The 14,798-nt window shown below is 71.1% G+C and carries 15 protein-coding genes; 3 read left to right on the forward strand and 12 right to left on the reverse strand.

Annotated elements, in window-relative coordinates; all coding sequences use genetic code 11:
• Nucleotide 1: 1 nt before the first annotated feature.
• Both E1218_RS00785 and E1218_RS00790 read right to left on the reverse strand, forming a co-directional pair.
• Nucleotides 2-463, reverse strand: coding sequence for a carboxymuconolactone decarboxylase family protein (locus E1218_RS00785; protein ID WP_132315115.1), 462 nt, complete (start codon nucleotides 461-463; stop codon nucleotides 2-4).
• Between the two features lie 76 nt (nucleotides 464-539).
• Nucleotides 540-1,373 (reverse strand): alpha/beta fold hydrolase, encoded by an 834-nt coding sequence (locus tag E1218_RS00790; protein ID WP_233711912.1) that lies wholly within the window; start codon nucleotides 1,371-1,373, stop codon nucleotides 540-542.
• A 224-nt stretch (nucleotides 1,374-1,597) separates the two neighbouring features.
• Between E1218_RS00790 and E1218_RS00795 the strand changes: the two genes are divergently transcribed.
• From E1218_RS00795 to pdxR, 3 genes are read left to right on the forward strand one after another with little or no spacing between them, the layout of a single operon-like run.
• Entirely contained in the window at nucleotides 1,598-2,536 is a 939-nt protein-coding gene (locus E1218_RS00795; protein WP_233711913.1) for a GTP-binding protein LepA, read from the forward strand.
• Nucleotides 2,533-3,114: a TetR/AcrR family transcriptional regulator gene (locus E1218_RS36485; protein WP_202865695.1), complete on the forward strand. Its 582-nt coding sequence runs from the start codon at nucleotides 2,533-2,535 to the stop codon at nucleotides 3,112-3,114. The genes E1218_RS00795 and E1218_RS36485 overlap by 4 nt, the downstream gene beginning before the upstream one ends.
• A 24-nt stretch (nucleotides 3,115-3,138) precedes the next feature.
• Complete coding sequence (gene pdxR / locus E1218_RS00805) at nucleotides 3,139-4,524, forward strand: MocR-like pyridoxine biosynthesis transcription factor PdxR (protein WP_132315117.1); 1,386 nt, start codon at nucleotides 3,139-3,141, stop codon at nucleotides 4,522-4,524.
• A gap of 13 nt (nucleotides 4,525-4,537) precedes the next feature.
• Here the strand turns inward: pdxR and mmuM are convergent, their stop codons facing one another.
• The 10 genes from mmuM to E1218_RS00855 all read right to left on the reverse strand — a co-directional run bounded on the left by mmuM (nucleotide 4,538) and on the right by E1218_RS00855 (nucleotide 14,768).
• A complete protein-coding gene (gene mmuM / locus E1218_RS00810) occupies nucleotides 4,538-5,404 on the reverse strand; it encodes a homocysteine S-methyltransferase (RefSeq protein WP_132315119.1) in 867 nt (288 codons plus the stop codon).
• Nucleotides 5,394-6,320: an FAD-dependent oxidoreductase gene (locus E1218_RS00815; protein WP_132315121.1), complete on the reverse strand. Its 927-nt coding sequence runs from the start codon at nucleotides 6,318-6,320 to the stop codon at nucleotides 5,394-5,396. The genes mmuM and E1218_RS00815 overlap by 11 nt, the downstream gene beginning before the upstream one ends.
• A gap of 49 nt (nucleotides 6,321-6,369) precedes the next feature.
• Entirely contained in the window at nucleotides 6,370-7,452 is a 1,083-nt protein-coding gene (locus E1218_RS00820) for an esterase-like activity of phytase family protein (RefSeq protein ID WP_132315123.1), read from the reverse strand.
• 76 nt (nucleotides 7,453-7,528) lie between these two features.
• Nucleotides 7,529-8,851 (reverse strand): enolase C-terminal domain-like protein, encoded by a 1,323-nt coding sequence (locus tag E1218_RS00825; RefSeq protein ID WP_132315125.1) that lies wholly within the window; start codon nucleotides 8,849-8,851, stop codon nucleotides 7,529-7,531.
• Nucleotides 8,848-9,762, reverse strand: coding sequence for a 5-dehydro-4-deoxyglucarate dehydratase (gene kdgD, locus E1218_RS00830; protein ID WP_132315127.1), 915 nt, complete (start codon nucleotides 9,760-9,762; stop codon nucleotides 8,848-8,850). Before kdgD ends, E1218_RS00825 begins: the two co-directional genes overlap by 4 nt.
• 51 nt (nucleotides 9,763-9,813) lie before the next feature.
• Complete coding sequence (locus tag E1218_RS00835) at nucleotides 9,814-10,692, reverse strand: LysR family transcriptional regulator (RefSeq protein ID WP_132315129.1); 879 nt, start codon at nucleotides 10,690-10,692, stop codon at nucleotides 9,814-9,816.
• A 65-nt stretch (nucleotides 10,693-10,757) separates the two neighbouring features.
• On the reverse strand, nucleotides 10,758-11,444 hold the full coding sequence (locus tag E1218_RS00840) for a FadR/GntR family transcriptional regulator (RefSeq protein WP_132315131.1): 687 nt from the start codon (nucleotides 11,442-11,444) through the stop codon (nucleotides 10,758-10,760).
• Entirely contained in the window at nucleotides 11,441-12,562 is a 1,122-nt protein-coding gene (locus E1218_RS00845; RefSeq protein ID WP_132315133.1) for an L-talarate/galactarate dehydratase, read from the reverse strand. Before E1218_RS00845 ends, E1218_RS00840 begins: the two co-directional genes overlap by 4 nt.
• Before the next feature lie 36 nt (nucleotides 12,563-12,598).
• Nucleotides 12,599-14,419, reverse strand: coding sequence for a glutamine--fructose-6-phosphate transaminase (isomerizing) (gene glmS / locus E1218_RS00850; RefSeq protein ID WP_132315135.1), 1,821 nt, complete (start codon nucleotides 14,417-14,419; stop codon nucleotides 12,599-12,601).
• A gap of 67 nt (nucleotides 14,420-14,486) precedes the next feature.
• On the reverse strand, nucleotides 14,487-14,768 hold the full coding sequence (locus E1218_RS00855; RefSeq protein ID WP_233711914.1) for a hypothetical protein: 282 nt from the start codon (nucleotides 14,766-14,768) through the stop codon (nucleotides 14,487-14,489).
• Between the last annotated feature and the right edge of the window lie 30 nt (nucleotides 14,769-14,798).

Here is a 14,798-nt window from a genome sequence, read left to right on the forward strand (position 1 = left end):
GTCAGCTCGGCTTGTAGTGGCCGGGCTCCATCCGCCCGGTGACACCGATCCGGGTCCAGGCGTTGATCGTGACGATGAGCGCGATCAGCTGGGCCAGGTCCTTGTCGTCGAACGCCTTGGCGGCGAGGTCGTACACGTCGTCCGGCACGTGGTCGACGCTGATCAGCGTGATCGCGTCGGTCAGCTCGAGCGCGGCCTGCTCCTGCTGGGAGTAGAACGTGCGCGACTCGCGCCAGACCGGGAGCAGGGCGATCCGCTGCTGGTTGTCACCGAGGTGCAGCAGGTCGAGGGAGTGCATGTCGGTGCAGTAGGAGCAGCCGTTCAGCTGGGAGGCGCGGATCCGGACCAGGTGGGCCAGCGCCGGGTCGAGGCCGGTGGCCGAGACCGCGTCCAGCTCGATCATCGCCTGGTAGAAGCCGGGTACGAGGTTGGCGAGTTTGACCCGCCGCGTCGAAGTGCTCATGGCACCACCGTAGGTCCCGAACGGCCCGGGCCCCTGGTCCATTTCCGCAGTGAATCCAGGGGCCATTCCCGTCGGCTCAGGTTTGCGGCATCGGCGCGTCCAGGAACGGCAGGACGACGTCGCGGACGAGGTCGGTGCGGGCGAGACCGGAGAAGTGCGTGGTACCCGGGAAGACCGCGAGCTGGGAGGCGGGGACGCCGGCGAAGTCGCCGTTCACGTCGCTGCCGCGCAGCTGCGCGAACTTCACCGCGTGCTCGAGCTTGACCGCGTCGTTGTCGCCGACGGTGATCAGCGTGGGCGCGGCGTACCCGCGGACGTCGTCGTCGGTCCAGCCGCCGGCGCCGGTGTCGTAGCCGCCGAGCTTGGTCAGCAGAACCTGCAGGTGCTCGTGGTCCGGGTGCGGCGACTTGGCCAGGTAGTCCGCCTCCATCGGCGTACCGGCGATCATCTCGACCTTCATCTCGCCGACCGCGTCGGCGTTCTCCTCGCGGTCGCCGGACGGGTGAAACGAGACCGACGAGATGATTGCTTTGCGCACCAGTTCGGGGTTGCGGATGGCCAGGTGCAGCGCGACCGCCCCGCCCACGCTGAAGCCGAACACGTCGACCTTCGGCACGCCGAGGTGCGCCAGCAGCCCGACCACGTCGCCGGCCAGCGACTCGGTGCCGAGCGGGCGGTCGGCGTCGTTCGTCCGGCCGTGCCCCTGGAAGTCGGTGGCGATCACCCGGCGGTTCGCGGCGAGGCTCGGCAGCAGCTCGCCGAACTGCAGGTCGATGTTGAACAACCCGCCGTGCAGGAGGAGCAGCGGCGTCCCGCCGGAACCGTGGAGCTCGTAGTACATCTGCAGGCCGTTCACCGGCGCGTAGCCGGACTCCGGTGCGGACGGAACGGGAGTGGTCTGGTCGGTCACGGCGGCTCTCCCCTTGGAGTGGTGCGGAACAGATCGAACGCCGAGGACTGTTGCTTCCCCGCGCGTTGCCGCGATGCTAACCGCAGACCCGTCCACCTGCGGCCGGGCTTCGAAGAGGAGATGTCGTTGACTTCACAGATTTCTGACTGACTGATCAGTCAGTCACTGGCTATGCTGGCAGTGATCGACCGGGCGTTCCCTTCGACGAAGTGAGGTGCCGCGAAATGGCGCTGGTGAATGCGTCGGTCTCTCGTCGCCGGGGGGACCGCCGGAGGAGAAATCGGCCGAAACTGGCCGACCACGTCGACCGGCTGGGGGAGGAGCACCCGCCGATCCCGCTGGACAGCGTCGACTACACGATCCACCGCCCGGCCGAGCTCGCCGGCCGCTTCGGGTCGGTGCTGTCGTACATGTCGCGGGTCGAGCTCGAGGTGGAGCGGAACGTGCTCGAGCTCAACATCCTGCTGCCCGACCCGCCGGAGGTCGACCGGCACTTCTACGCCGACGTGTGGCTGCCGCAGGAGACCCACCACGGGATCATCCTCGACCGCGTCCAGGTGCTGGCCGGTCTCGAGCCCGCCGAGCCCAACCTGGACGACGTGTCGTTCAAGCTGAAGCTGCTCGGCGCGCTCGGCCGGGCACGCGGCATCCAGGACGTCAGCCGGATGCTGTACTACCTGACCGGACTGGCCACCGAGCGGTCGGCAGTGCTTGCCTACAACAAGCTTCACGCCGGCCTGCTCGAGCTTGGCGAACGGGCGATCGCGGCCACGGTGGTTGCCCCGATCAAGCGTCAGGAGCCCGGTCACTTCGCCTACTACCAGATGGCCGCCCGGGAGCTGTGGGCCCAGCTGGGCGGCTGGCAACGCTGGGTGGTCAGGACGTTGCGGAAGCGGACGTTCGGCCCGGTGGGGGTCGACACCGACCGGCAGCGGGTCGAGTTCGGCAAGGTGATGAGCGCGCTGGAGATGAGCACCGGCGACGCGGCGGACCTGCGGCACTACGCCCGCCAGGTCGGCCGGGTCGAGCACGAGCTGCTGTGGGCGCATCGGCAGGGTGTGCGGGTGCCGGACTACATCTTCAAGGCCCTCCGGCGCGCCGCCGAGGCAGCCGCGGAGTTGAAGGGGGATCACCGGCCCGCCGCTGGACGGAGCGATCTATGACCGCGCACGCCCCCGCCCGCAACACCAAGCGCCAGGTGATCATCGAGACCGCCGAGCGCCTGTTCGCCGACTGCGGGTACGACGCGACGTCGACGGCGCGGATCGCCCATGAGGCCGGGGTGCCGTCGGGCCTGGTGTTCTACCACTTCGCCACCAAGCTGGATCTGCTGCTGGCCGTCGTCCAGGAGCGGCCGACGCCCGGCGACGTCCTCCCGAGCGCGGCGCGTGGCCGCTCGGTCCGGCAGCGGCTGCGGGCCGTCGTCAGCGTGATGGCCGAGGAGCTCGAGCTCAACCGGTCGGTGCGGATCATCGTCTTCCGGGAGGCCCAGGCACGCCCGGAGATCGCCGCCCGGGCGGCCGAGTTGTTCGCCGAGGCGGCCGCCACGGTCGCCGAGGTGCTCGGCGGCGCCGAGGACGTCGTCGCCGACCCGGACCGGATCCGGACCGCGGCGGAGCTGATCGTCAGCCGGGTGTTCCTCGACGTCATCGCGCTCGGCCGCTCGGACACCGCGCAGAAGCGGCACGCGGCGATGATCGACATGCTCGAGGAGTCGCTGACGACACCCGCCCCGGACTGAGGCCGGGGGATAAGGTCCACTGTCATGGACGGCACCACGGCGGGGGCGGATCTGCACCTGGATCTGGCGGCGACGCGCGGGCGGACCGACCTCGTCCGGGCGTTGCACGCCTCGATCCGCAGCGGCCGGCTGCCGGCCGGCACCCGGCTGCCGTCGTCGCGGTCGCTGGCCAAGGATCTCGGCATCGCCCGCAACACGGTCGCCGACGCCTACGGCCAGCTGGTCGCCGAGGGCTGGCTGACCGCGCGCCAGGGGTCCGGCACGGTCGTCGCCAACCGCGCCGGCACCCCGCCGGACGCCGTACCGCCGCTGCCGGCCGGGCTGTCCGCGGCGAGGCCCTTCCGGTACGACCTGATGCCCGGGGCACCCGACGTGTCGACGTTCCCGCGCAGCGAGTGGCTGGCGGCGGCCCGCAAGGCGTTGCCGTCGGCACCCAACGAGGCGTTCGGGTACGGCGACCCGCGCGGGCGGATCGAGTTGCGCCGGATGCTGGCCGACTACCTGGCCCGGGCGCGTGGCGTCCGGGCCGACCCGGAGCGGATCCTGATCTGCTCGGGCTACGTGCAGGCGTTGAGTCTGCTCAGTGAGGTGCTCAGCTCACTGGGCGGGACGACGGTGTCGGTGGAGGAGTTCGGGTACGCGCTGCACCTGGACGTCGTCCGGTCACGTGGTCTCGAACCGGTGCCGGTCCCGGTCGACGGGTCGGGTGCGCAGGTCTCGGCGTTGTCCGGACAGGCCGCGCTGCTGACGCCGGCGCACCAGATGCCGACGGGCGTGCCGCTCGCGCCCGAACGCCGAACGGCGGCGGTCGAGTGGGCCCGGGAGGCCGGGGCGGTGCTGATCGAGGACGACTACGACGGCGAGTTCCGGTACGACCGGCAGCAGGTGGGTGCACTGCAGGCGCTGGACCCCGAGCGGATCGTGTACACGGGCACGGCGAGCAAGAGTCTCGCGCCGGGGCTGCGGCTCGCCTGGATGGTGCTGCCGCAGCGGCTGATCGAGCCGGTGGTCGCGGCCAAGCGGACCGCGGACTTCCAGACCGCGACGCTGGACCAGCTGATCCTCGCCGAGTTCATTGCCTCCGGCCACTACGACCGGAATGTCCGCCGGTGCCGCCTGCACTACCGCCGCCGTCGCGACCGCCTGGTCGAACTGCTCGCCGTTCGTGCCCCGGAGGTCAAGGTCGCCGGCATCTCCGCCGGTCTGCACGTCCTCCTCGACGTCCCGGGCGACGCCGATGACATCGTCCACCGAGCCGCCCGCCAGGGCCTCGGCCTGGCCACCCTCAGCAGGTATCACGTCGACCCGACTCCCAGCACCCGCCAGGCGGTCATCGTCGGCTACGGCACCCCACCCGACCACGCCTACCCCGGCGCCCTCGACCTCCTCTGCCAGGTGCTGGGCGTCTAGCGACCAAGCTTCGCTAGCCGATCGCAGCGGCCAGCCTGCGGATGGCGGCCGGCCCCACTCGGCAGCAGCCGCCGATGTAGCGTGCTCCGGCGGCCAGCCAGCCGGGTGCGAGCGACGTGCTGTCCGCGGCGGACCCGGTCCAGTGGCGGTCGCCGGCGTTCCAGGACTCGCCGCTGTTCGGGTAGGCGACCGCGGGTCTGCCGGTGACGGCGACCGCGGTTTCGACCGCGTGCTGTACGTCGTCCGGTGTGCAGCAGTTGATGCCGACCGCAACCACCTGCTCGACGGCGGCCACGGCGAAGGCTTCGGTCAGCGGCTGCCCCGCCCGGGTGCGCGAACCTGCGATGGAGTAGGAGAACCAGGCGGGGAAATCCAGTTCGCCCAGCAGCGTGACCAGGACCTCGGCCTCGTCGACGTCGGGGATGGTCTCGATCGCGAGCAGATCCGGTCCGGCGTCGACGAGCAGTTCGAGGCGCGGACCGTGGAAGTCGCGCAGGACCGACGGGCTCACGCCGTACCGGCCGCGGTACTCCGAGCCGTCCGCGAGCATCGCGCCGTACGGGCCGACCGATGCGGCCACCAGGCGTCCGGGCTGTTCGTCGCACACCGCCCGGGCGATGCGGACGCTGTCGCCGATCAACCGCTCGGCCTCGGCCCGCGACACCCCGGCCCGCTCGAACCCGGCCACGCTCGCCTGGTAACTGGCTGTCGTCGCGACCATCGCACCGGCCTCGTAGTACGCCCGGTGGACCGCGGCGATCTCTGCCGGTGCGTCCCGGAGCAGCCGCGCCGACCACAACGCGTCGGAGAGGTCGTGGCCCCGGTCCTCCAGCGCGTTCGACAGACCGCCGTCGAGGATGACCGGCCGGTCAGAGGCCATGGATCAACTCGAAGACCTCGTGGGCGCAGCCCCACGACAGCGTCACGCCGGAGCCGCCGTGGCCGTAGCAGTGGATGACGGGTTCACCGGTCCTGGTGCGCACGAGCTCGCAGCGGATCGTCGGCCGCGCGGGACGGAGGCCGACGCGGTGCCGGAGGACTTTCGCCGTGCGGAGCTGAGGAACCAGTTCGGCCGCGCGCTCCAGGATCTGGTCGGCGGTCGCGGGATCGACGGCGAGGTTCCAGTCACCGGGCTCGCTCGTGCCGCCGACGACCACGTCCTTGTCGCGCGGGACGACGTACGTGAGCTCGCCCGGCGAACGGTCGGCGACGAGCCAGTCGGTCAGCCCGCACTGCTCGACCGTCAGCACCTGGCCGCGGACCGGGGTGACGGTCGGGTCCGCAGCGGTCAGCCGGGCGCCCAGACCGGTGCAGTTCACGACCACGTCGGCCGTGGTGGGCAGCGCCGACAGCGCCGCACGGGTCAGCGTGCCGCCTGCCTGCTCGAGCCGCTTGACCAGCGACCGCAGGTAGGCCGGCATCTCGACCAGCGGCGCGGTGAACGCCCAGCCGTCCTCGAACCCGACCGGCGGCGACGGAACCCTGGTCAGATCGGGCAGCACGTCGGCCCAGGCCGGATCCGGCGTCCGGTGCACCAGGAACTCCCGTCCGTGCCGCATCCGCACCGACGGCTCGATCTCGGCCAGCTTGGCGAACTCGTCGTACGACGTCCGCGACCAGGCGGCCACCCGGTCCGCGGGAGCCGACAGGTACGGGTACCAGATCGCGGCCGCCACCGCGGACGTCGTCTCCAGCGGCAGGTCGCGGGCGAACACGGCCACGTCGTACCCGCCCTCGGCCAGCCGGACCGCACAGGTCAGCCCGATCACGCCCGCACCCACCACGATCACGCGCATTCACACATTGTGACGCGCGGGTAGGGATCACGCCACGTCAGCTTCCCGGTCAGCGCAGGTCGACGGCCAACGAGTAGAACCGGGTGATCTGGGTGGCACCGTTGTTGTCGTCCGAGAGCAGGTAGAGCTGCCGGCGGCCGCCGGGGAGGTGACCGCCGAGGGCGAGGGCCTCGACGTTGTCCAGCAGCGGGTTCGGCTGCGGCTGCTTGGCGACCGCACCTGACGGCGGGCAGTTCACCAGGTCGAACAGCAGCTCCTTCCGCAGGAACACCTTGTCCGGAGCGTCGGCGAGCGACGCCCGCGCGGTCACGTCGGCGGCCTTGCGCAGCGACACCGTGAACACCCGGATCGTGTTGCCGACGCCCGGTACGAACGCGCGCTCCATCGACAGCAGTTCGTCCCGGTCCACCACGGCCAGCTCGACCAGCGAGAGCCCGGGATCGGTCTGGTAGGCGTACTGCGCGACCGGCTGGTAGTCGTGGCCTGGCCGGCCGGCGTACCTGATGATCCGGTTCCGCGAGCGGCCGTCGGCGTCCGTGCCGTCGGGAGCGAGCGGTCCTTCCATCCCGGCGTACAGGGATCGTTCGTCCGGGCTGACCGCGAGCGACTCGAACGTCGCGTTGGTCGTCGCCTCACCGGCCGGAGCGACCTGGAACCGCGCGGGCACCGGCAGCGAACCGACCTGCAGCCCGTCGGACAGCCGGAAGCGGCGGATCGACGGCTCGCGCTCGGACGTGGCGAGGAGGGTCCGCTCACCGCGCTCGACGACCAGGCCCTCGCCGTCGAAGTCGGCACCCGTGTACGGCGTACCGTCCGGGCGCCGCAGGATCGTCATCCCGTCCACGCTGATCGTCGGCTCGCTGCTGATGTCGAGGTCGAAGACCCGGGCCGGCGTGGTCCCGACGTTGTCGACCAACGCCACCGCGCTGCTCCGGCCGGTCATGCTCAGCGCGGACAATCCGGCCACCGGCTGGCCCTCGAACGCCGTCTTGTCCAGCGCGTCGCTGAACCCGAGGAAGCGCGCGTCCCGCGAGCAGGATCCACCTCCGTCCTGCGGGGCGGCCGCGGCCGTCAAGGGGGTGGTGAGAGCGGTCAGGACAACGGCAGCGGCGAGCGGCTTGTGCCAGCGCATGACATTCCTCCGGCGAGGGCGAGGTCTGGACGACTGCAACCGATGGAAACCTACCGCGCGCAACACCAGGTGAACATCAGCGCACCAGACAGGGCCGCTTGGGATCGAACACCCAGTCCTTCAGCAGATACCGCATGGCGATCGCGTCGTCCCGCGCACCCAGCCCGTGCTCCCGGAACAGCTCGTGCGCCGCCGCCAGCGCGTCCCGGTCCAGGTCGATCCCGAGGCCCGGACGCGTCGGTACGGCGATCGCACCGTCGGCGATCCGCAGTGGTTCCTTGGTCAGTGACTGACCGTCCTGCCAGATCCAGTGCGTGTCCAGCGCCGTGATCTCGCCCGGTGCGGCCGCGCCGACCTGGGTGAACATGGCCAGCGAGATGTCGAAGTGGTTGTTCGAGTGCGAACCCCAGGTCAGCCCGAAGTCGTGGCACAACTGGGCGACCCGCACGGAGCCGGCCATCGTCCAGAAGTGCGGATCCGCAAGCGGGATGTCCACCGCGTCGGTCCGGATCGCGTGCGCCAGCTCGCGCCAGTCGGTGGCGATCATGTTGGTCGCCGTCCGCAGCCCGGTCGCCCGCCGGAACTCCGCCATCGTCTCGCGCCCGGAGAACCCCTCCTCCGCCCCGCACGGGTCCTCCACGTACGCGAGCACGTCGTCCAGCCCCGAGCACAACGCGATCGCCTCACGCACCGGCCAGGCGCCGTTCGGATCGACCGTGATCCGGGCCGACGGGAACCGCTTCGCCAGCGCGGTCACCGCCGCGATCTCCTCCGCGCCGGCGAACACACCACCCTTGAGCTTGAAGTCCGCGAACCCGTATCGCTCCTGTGCCGCCTCGGCCAGCGCCACCACCGCGTCCGGTGTCAGCGCCGGCCGGCGGCGCAGCGCGGACCAGCGGTCGCCGAATCCGTCGCCGGTCAGGTACGGCAGGTCCGTACGCGCCGGATCGCCTACGTAGAAGAGGTAGCCGAGCACCGGCACCCGATCGCGCTGCTGCCCGTCACCGAGCAGCTCGGCCACCGGCACGCCGAGGTGCTGCCCGAACAGGTCGAGCAGCGCCGACTCGAGCCCGGTCACCGCGTGCACCGTCGTCCGCAGGTCGAAGGTCTGCCGGCCACGGCCACCGGCGTCCCGATCGGCGAAGGTCCGCGCGACCGTGCGCAGGAGACCGCGGTACCGCGCGACCTCCTGGCCCACAAGTAGTTCCGCCGCCTCGGCGATCGTCGACGCGATCCGGCCGCCACCGGGGACCTCGCCGACGCCGGTGTTCCCCGAGCTGTCGGTCACGATCACCACGTTCCGGGTGAAGAACGGCCCGTGCGCCCCGCTCAGATTGAGCAGCAGGCTGTCGTACCCGGCGACCGGCACGACCTCGACCGACGCGACCGTGGGAGTCACTTGATCCGGCCGATCAGCTCGGTGAGCTGGGCGAGCTCGTCCTCGGTCAGGTTCTGCAGGGGTGGGCGGACCGGGCCGGCCGGGCGGCCGATCGCGGCCACGCCAGCCTTGACGATCGAGACGGCGTACCCCTTCTCGCGGTCGCGGATGTCCAGGTAGGGCAGGACGAATTCGTTCAGCTTGCGGTACACGCCCGCGCGGTCCTGTGCCCGGACGTCGGCGTAGAAGCCCTGGGCGAACTCGGGCACGAAGTTGAAGATGGCCGAGGAGTAGGTGCTGACGCCGAGCTGCAGGAGCGGCAGCGCGAACGTCTCGGCGGTCGGCAGGCCGCCGATGTAGACCAGCCGGTCACCGACCCGGGCGTAGGTGCGGGTCATCAGCTCGATGTTCCCGACGCCGTCCTTGAGACAGACCAGGTTCTCGTGGCGGTCCGCGAGCTCCGCGACCGCGACGTCGGTGAAGATCGCATTGGCCCGGCTGTAGACGGTGATGCCGAGCGACGTACTGCGGCAGACGGCGGAAACGTGCTCGATCAGACCACGTTGGCCGGCCTCGGTGAGGTACGGCGGCAGCAGCAGGATCCCGTCCGCGCCGGCGGCCTCGGCGGCCCGGGCCTGGGCGATCGCGGCCGCCGTCCCACCGGTCGCGGGCGCGATCACGGGGACCTCGCCGTCGATCTCGGCCACCGCGGTCCGGACGACGGTGTCGATCTCGGCCGGCGTGAGGGAGAAGCCCTCGCCGGTGCCACCCGCGGCGAACAGGCCGGCCACGTCGTACTGGCTCAGCCAGGCCAGGTGCTCGCGGTAGCCGGTCTCGTCGAAGCTCAGGTCGTCGTGAAAGTGCGTGACGGGGAAGGACAGCAGCCCGGTCTCGAGCTGAGCGGCCAGTTCGGTCGGGGAGTAGTGGGTCACGAGGTCAGGCTAGGAACGAGTTCAGATGCCTGTCCAAGATCAATTGTGGATTCATTGATGCTCGGCGAGCATCGTGAGCACGCGATGCAGGACAGGGTTGGTGGATTCACGGTGCCAGATCGCGTGCAGTTCGACGGGCTCGCCCGGTACGCCGACCTCGCAGTACGTCACGCCGTCGACGCCGAGGCTGCGCGCCGACGCCGGCACGAGCGCCACCCCGCGGCCGGCGGCGACCAGCAGGATCACCGTCAGGATCTGCTCGACCCGCTGCTCGATCCGCGGGCGGGCGTCGGCGAGGAACCGGATCGTCAGCTCGTGGAAGTAGCGGGCCTGGCTGGGGGAGTAGCTGATCACGTCCTCGCCGGCGAAGTCGGGCGCGGTCAGCGGCCGGCCGAGAACTGCGAGCCGGTGGCCGGCCGGGACGACGGCGCACAGCGGCTCGCGGAAGACGATCCGGGAGTCGAGCACCCGGGCGTCGAACGGCGGCCGGCCGAGGCCGAGATCCAGTTCGCCGCGCAGCAGACCGTCGATCTGCGCGGGGGTGACCCGTTCGTGCAAAAGCACGTCGACATCCGGTAGCTCGTCGGCGATCCGGCGCAGCAGCGGGCCGAGCGTCCTGATCGCGGAGGTCGCGGTGAACCCGAGCCGGAGCGTCCCGGCCACGCCCCGGTCGACGCGGCGGGCGAGGTCGCCCGCGGTCTCGACCAGTGCCAGCAGCCGCCGGGCCTCGGTCAGGAAGGCCCGCCCGGCATCGGTCAGCGCGACCCGGCGGTTGTCCCGCTCGAGCAGCCGGACGCCGACCGCCCGCTCCAGCTTCTGCACCTGCCGGCTCAGCGGCGGCTGGGTCATGGTGAGCCGCTCGGCGGCCCGGCCGAAGTGCAGTTCCTCGGCGACGGCGACGAAGGCGGCCAGCTGGTCGAGCGAGAACATGATTCCCGGAAAGTATCACTCACGGTCAAATCGGCCTTGGTCAGGCATCGTCGGCTTCCCCGGCTTCAGTCCGGGAACCGCTCGCTGGTGAGACGGTGGCGGGTGTTGGACAGGTGCACCCGCGCCGCCGCCCGGGCGGCCTCGGGATCGGACCGCGCGATCGCGTCGTGGATGTTCTCGTGTTCGAGCGTCACCCGGGCGAGATGGCCGGCGTCGGCCACCTCGTACGCCGGGTCCAGCCGGGTCCGCGGCAGCATGATCATCATCGGGCCGAGGGAGCCGATCAGCTCGCTGTAGAAGCGGTTCCCGGACGCGGCCGCGATCTTCTGGTGGAACGCGAAGTCCGCCTCCACCGACCGGCTCGGGTCCTCGCCGATCCGCCGGAAGTCCGCCAGTGCCCGCTCGATCGCCTTGAGCTGATGCGCCGTACGCCGGGCGGCCGCCAGCCCGGCCGCCTCGCTCTCGACGCCGGTGCGGAAGTCGAGGAGATCCAGCACGTCCTGGTGCGACCGCACCTCCCGCAGGCCCGGGGGCCGTTCCGGCACCGCCAGGACGAACGAGCCGCGGCCCTGGAACGTCTCCACCAGCCCGGCGGCCTGCAGTTGCGACACCGCCTCCCGGATCACCGTCCGGCTGACCCCGAACTCGTCCACCAGCGCGTTCTCGGCCGGCAGCTTGTCCCCGGGGGCGAGCTCGCCGCTGAGCATCCGCGCCCGCAACTGCTCGACGACCTCGTGCGCGAGCCCGCTCATCGCGTGCCGAACTCGCAGGCGTCCACCGTCCAGGCCGCGCACTGCTCGGAGGTGGTGAAGCCCAGGCCGGGCCGGTCGGGCACGATCATCCGGCCGTCCAGCGTCTCCAGCCGCTCGTCGAACAGTGGATTCAGCCACTCGAAGTGCTCGACCCACGGCTCGCGCGGGTACGCCGCCGCGAGGTGGAGGTGGATCTCCATCGCGAAATGCGGTGCCAGCTGCAGACCGTTGTGGTCGGCGAGCGTGGCCAGCCGGAGGAACGGCGTGATCCCGCCGATCCGCGGCGCGTCCGGCTGGATGATGTCGGCGGCCCGGGCCTCGATCAGCCGGACGTGCTCGGTGACGCTGGACAGCATCTCGCCGGTGGCGATCGGGGTGTCCAGGGCCGCCGCCAACTGCGCGTGCCCCTCGGCGTCGTACGCGTCCAGTGGCTCCTCGATCCAGACCAGACCGAACTCCTCCAGCACCCGCCCGAAGCGCAGCGCGGTCGGCCGGTCCCACTGCTGGTTGGCGTCGACCATCAGCGGTACGTCGTCGCCGAGGTGTTCCCGGACCGCGCGGACCCGGTCCAGGTCGACCCGCGTGTCCGGCTGCCCGACCTTGATCTTGATCCCGCCGATCCCGTCCGCCAGCGACTTCGACGCGCGCTCCTTGACCTCCTCGATCGGCGCGTGCAGGAACCCGCCGGAGGTGTTGTACGCGCGGACCGAGTCGCGATGGGCGCCGAGCAGCTTCGCCAGCGGCAGGTCCGCCCGCTTCGCCTTCAGGTCCCACAACGCGATGTCGATCGCCGCGATCGCCTGGGTCGCCACCCCGGACCGGCCGACCGAGGCCCCGGCCCAGAGCAACGTGTCGTACACCTTCCCGATGTCCGACGGGTCCTCGCCGATCAGGCCGGCCGCGACCTCCTTGGCGTGCGCGTACTGCGCCGGCCCCCCGGCCCGCTTGGAGTAGCTGAAGCCGATGCCGTGCTGGTCCTGCTCGGTCGCGATCTCGGCGAACAGGAAGACGATCGCGGTCATCGGCCGCTGCCGCCCGGTCAGCACTTTGGCGTCGCTGACCGGGCGGTCGAGCGGGAGAACGACGGACGAGAGCCGGACGTGGCGGATACGATCCATCAAGTCATCGTACAAGTGGTGGTCTTGTACGACAACTTACTCGACGGTGACCGACTTCGCCAGGTTCCGCGGCTTGTCGACGTCGTGGCCGAGCGCGACGGCCGCGTAGTACGCGATGATCTGCAGCGGGATCGTGAGCAGGATCGGGTCGAGCTCGGGCTCGTTCTTCGGTACGACGATCTTCGCCGCCACGCCGTCCGGCACCTCCACGCCCGGGTGGGTGACGACGTACAGCGGGCCGGAGCGGGCGCCGATCTCGTGCAGCGCGCCGACGTTGCGGTCGAGCAGTTCGTCGTCCGGCACGATCGCGACGCTCGGCACGTCCGGCGAGATCAGCGCGAGCGGGCCGTGCTTCAGCTCCGAGGTCTGGTACGCCTCGGCGTGCCGGTAGGAGATCTCCTTCAGCTTCTGCGCACCCTCGCGGGCGACCGGGTAGCCGCGCGTCCGGCCGACGAAGAACAGGCTCTCGTGCTGGGCCAGCCGGCCGGCGATCTTGGCCAGCTCCTCCTCCTGGGCGACGATCTCGGCGATGTGCTCGGGGATCTTCTTCAGGCCCTCGATCAGCCGTCGGCCGTCGGCCGGCGAGACGTCGCGGATCCGGCCGAGGTGGATGCCGAGCATCGCGAACGCGACCGCCATGTTGGTCAGCGCCTTCGTCGACGCCACCGAGACCTCCGGGCCGGCGTGCAGGTAGACCCCGCCGTCGACCTCGCGGGCGATGCTCGAGCCGACCGCGTTCACCAGGCCGATCACCCGGCCGCCCTTGCGCTTGAGCTCCTGGACCGCGACCAGGGTGTCCAGCGTCTCGCCGGACTGGCTGACCGCGACGTACAGGGTGTCGCGCTCGACCACCGGGTTGCGGTAGCGGAACTCCGAAGCCGGCTCGGCGTCGGCGGGGATCCGGGCCACCTCCTCGATGAACTGCGCGCCCATCTGGCCCGCGTAGTACGCCGAGCCGCAGCCGAGGATCTTGACCCGCTTGATCTCCCGGGCCTCCCGGGCGTCCATGTTCAGGCCGCCCAGGTGGACGGTGTGGAAGCGCTCGTCCAGGCGGCCGCGGATCGCCCGGCCGACGGCGTCCGGCTGCTCGTGGATCTCCTTCATCATGAAGTGCTCGTGCAGGCCGCGCTCGTACTCGTCGGCCTCCCACTCGACCGTCTTCGCGGTTTTGTTGGTCGGCGATGCGTCCTGGGTGAAGGTCCGGTAGCCGTCGGCGCGGACGGTGGCCAGCTCGCCGTCGTCCAGGTAGACGACCTGGCGGGTGTAGCGGATCAGCGCGGCCGCGTCGGAGGCCACATGCATCTCGCCGTCGCCGATCCCGAGGATCAGCGGGCTGCCGTTGCGGGCGACGACGATCCGGTCCGGGAACTCCAGGTCGATCACGGCGATGCCGTACGTGCCGTCGATCCGGCGCAGGCTGGCCAGCACCTTCTCCTCGAGCGTGTCGCCGTCGGCCTGCTCGATCAGGTGTGCGAGCACCTCGGTGTCGGTGTCCGAGCGCAGCTTGACGCCGGCGTCCTCCAACTGGGCACGCAGCGCGGCCGCGTTGTCGAAGATGCCGTTGTGCACGACGGCGATCCGCTCGTTGCCGCTCACGTGCGGGTGGGCGTTGTCCTTGCTCGGGCCGCCGTGGGTCGCCCATCGCGTGTGGCCGATGCCCAGCTTGCCGCCGAACCGCTTCGGCAGCGAGGCCTCCAGCTCGCGGACCCGGCCGGCGTCCTTGTGCACCTTCAGCTCACTCGATCCCAGGACGGCGACCCCCGCCGAGTCGTAGCCGCGGTACTCCAGCCGGGCCAGTCCGTCCACCAGGATGGGCGCGGCCGGCTTGGTGCCGACGTACCCGACGATTCCGCACATGTGTTCATGCCTTTCGGAGGTTGTCGTGGGAGGGCCCGCCGCGCGGCGGGCTCACGTGGTGTCCCCGTCAGCCGTAGACGATCCGTCGCAGCTGCCGGGCGGAGAGTTCGGGTGAGCGGACCGGCCAGTGCCGAAGCTCGGTGCCGAGCCGGGCGAAGATCTCGTCGTTGCGGGCGCCGTAGGTCTGCAGCTCACGGTGCCGGCGCCGGACGTACTCCTCGGTGGTCTCGGTGAAGTAGGCCAGGACGTCGGCGACCACCCGGCGCGCGTCGTCCGGCGGGAGGCCGGTGGTCCGGCTGATCTGTTCGGCGAGTTCGTCCACCGGACCCGCCGCCGCCTCACTGATCACCCGTCAACTGTGCAGTCTTTCCAGGGCCAA

Origin of the sequence: Kribbella turkmenica, from assembly GCF_004348725.1 — a bacterium.
Classification (GTDB): Bacteria; Actinomycetota; Actinomycetes; order Propionibacteriales; family Kribbellaceae; genus Kribbella; species Kribbella turkmenica.

Coding starts and splice junctions, on each gene's coding strand:
- E1218_RS00785 (WP_132315115.1), bottom strand. CDS start 463: ATGAGCACTTCGACGCGGCGGGTCAAACTCGCCAACCTCGTACCCGGC.
- E1218_RS00795 (WP_233711913.1), top strand. CDS start 1,598: ATGGCGCTGGTGAATGCGTCGGTCTCTCGTCGCCGGGGGGACCGCCGG.
- E1218_RS36485 (WP_202865695.1), top strand. CDS start 2,533: ATGACCGCGCACGCCCCCGCCCGCAACACCAAGCGCCAGGTGATCATC.
- pdxR (WP_132315117.1), top strand. CDS start 3,139: ATGGACGGCACCACGGCGGGGGCGGATCTGCACCTGGATCTGGCGGCG.
- mmuM (WP_132315119.1), bottom strand. CDS start 5,404: ATGGCCTCTGACCGGCCGGTCATCCTCGACGGCGGTCTGTCGAACGCG.
- E1218_RS00815 (WP_132315121.1), bottom strand. CDS start 6,320: ATGCGCGTGATCGTGGTGGGTGCGGGCGTGATCGGGCTGACCTGTGCG.
- E1218_RS00820 (WP_132315123.1), bottom strand. CDS start 7,452: ATGCGCTGGCACAAGCCGCTCGCCGCTGCCGTTGTCCTGACCGCTCTC.
- E1218_RS00835 (WP_132315129.1), bottom strand. CDS start 10,692: ATGTTCTCGCTCGACCAGCTGGCCGCCTTCGTCGCCGTCGCCGAGGAA.
- E1218_RS00840 (WP_132315131.1), bottom strand. CDS start 11,444: ATGAGCGGGCTCGCGCACGAGGTCGTCGAGCAGTTGCGGGCGCGGATG.
- E1218_RS00845 (WP_132315133.1), bottom strand. CDS start 12,562: ATGGATCGTATCCGCCACGTCCGGCTCTCGTCCGTCGTTCTCCCGCTC.
- glmS (WP_132315135.1), bottom strand. CDS start 14,419: ATGTGCGGAATCGTCGGGTACGTCGGCACCAAGCCGGCCGCGCCCATC.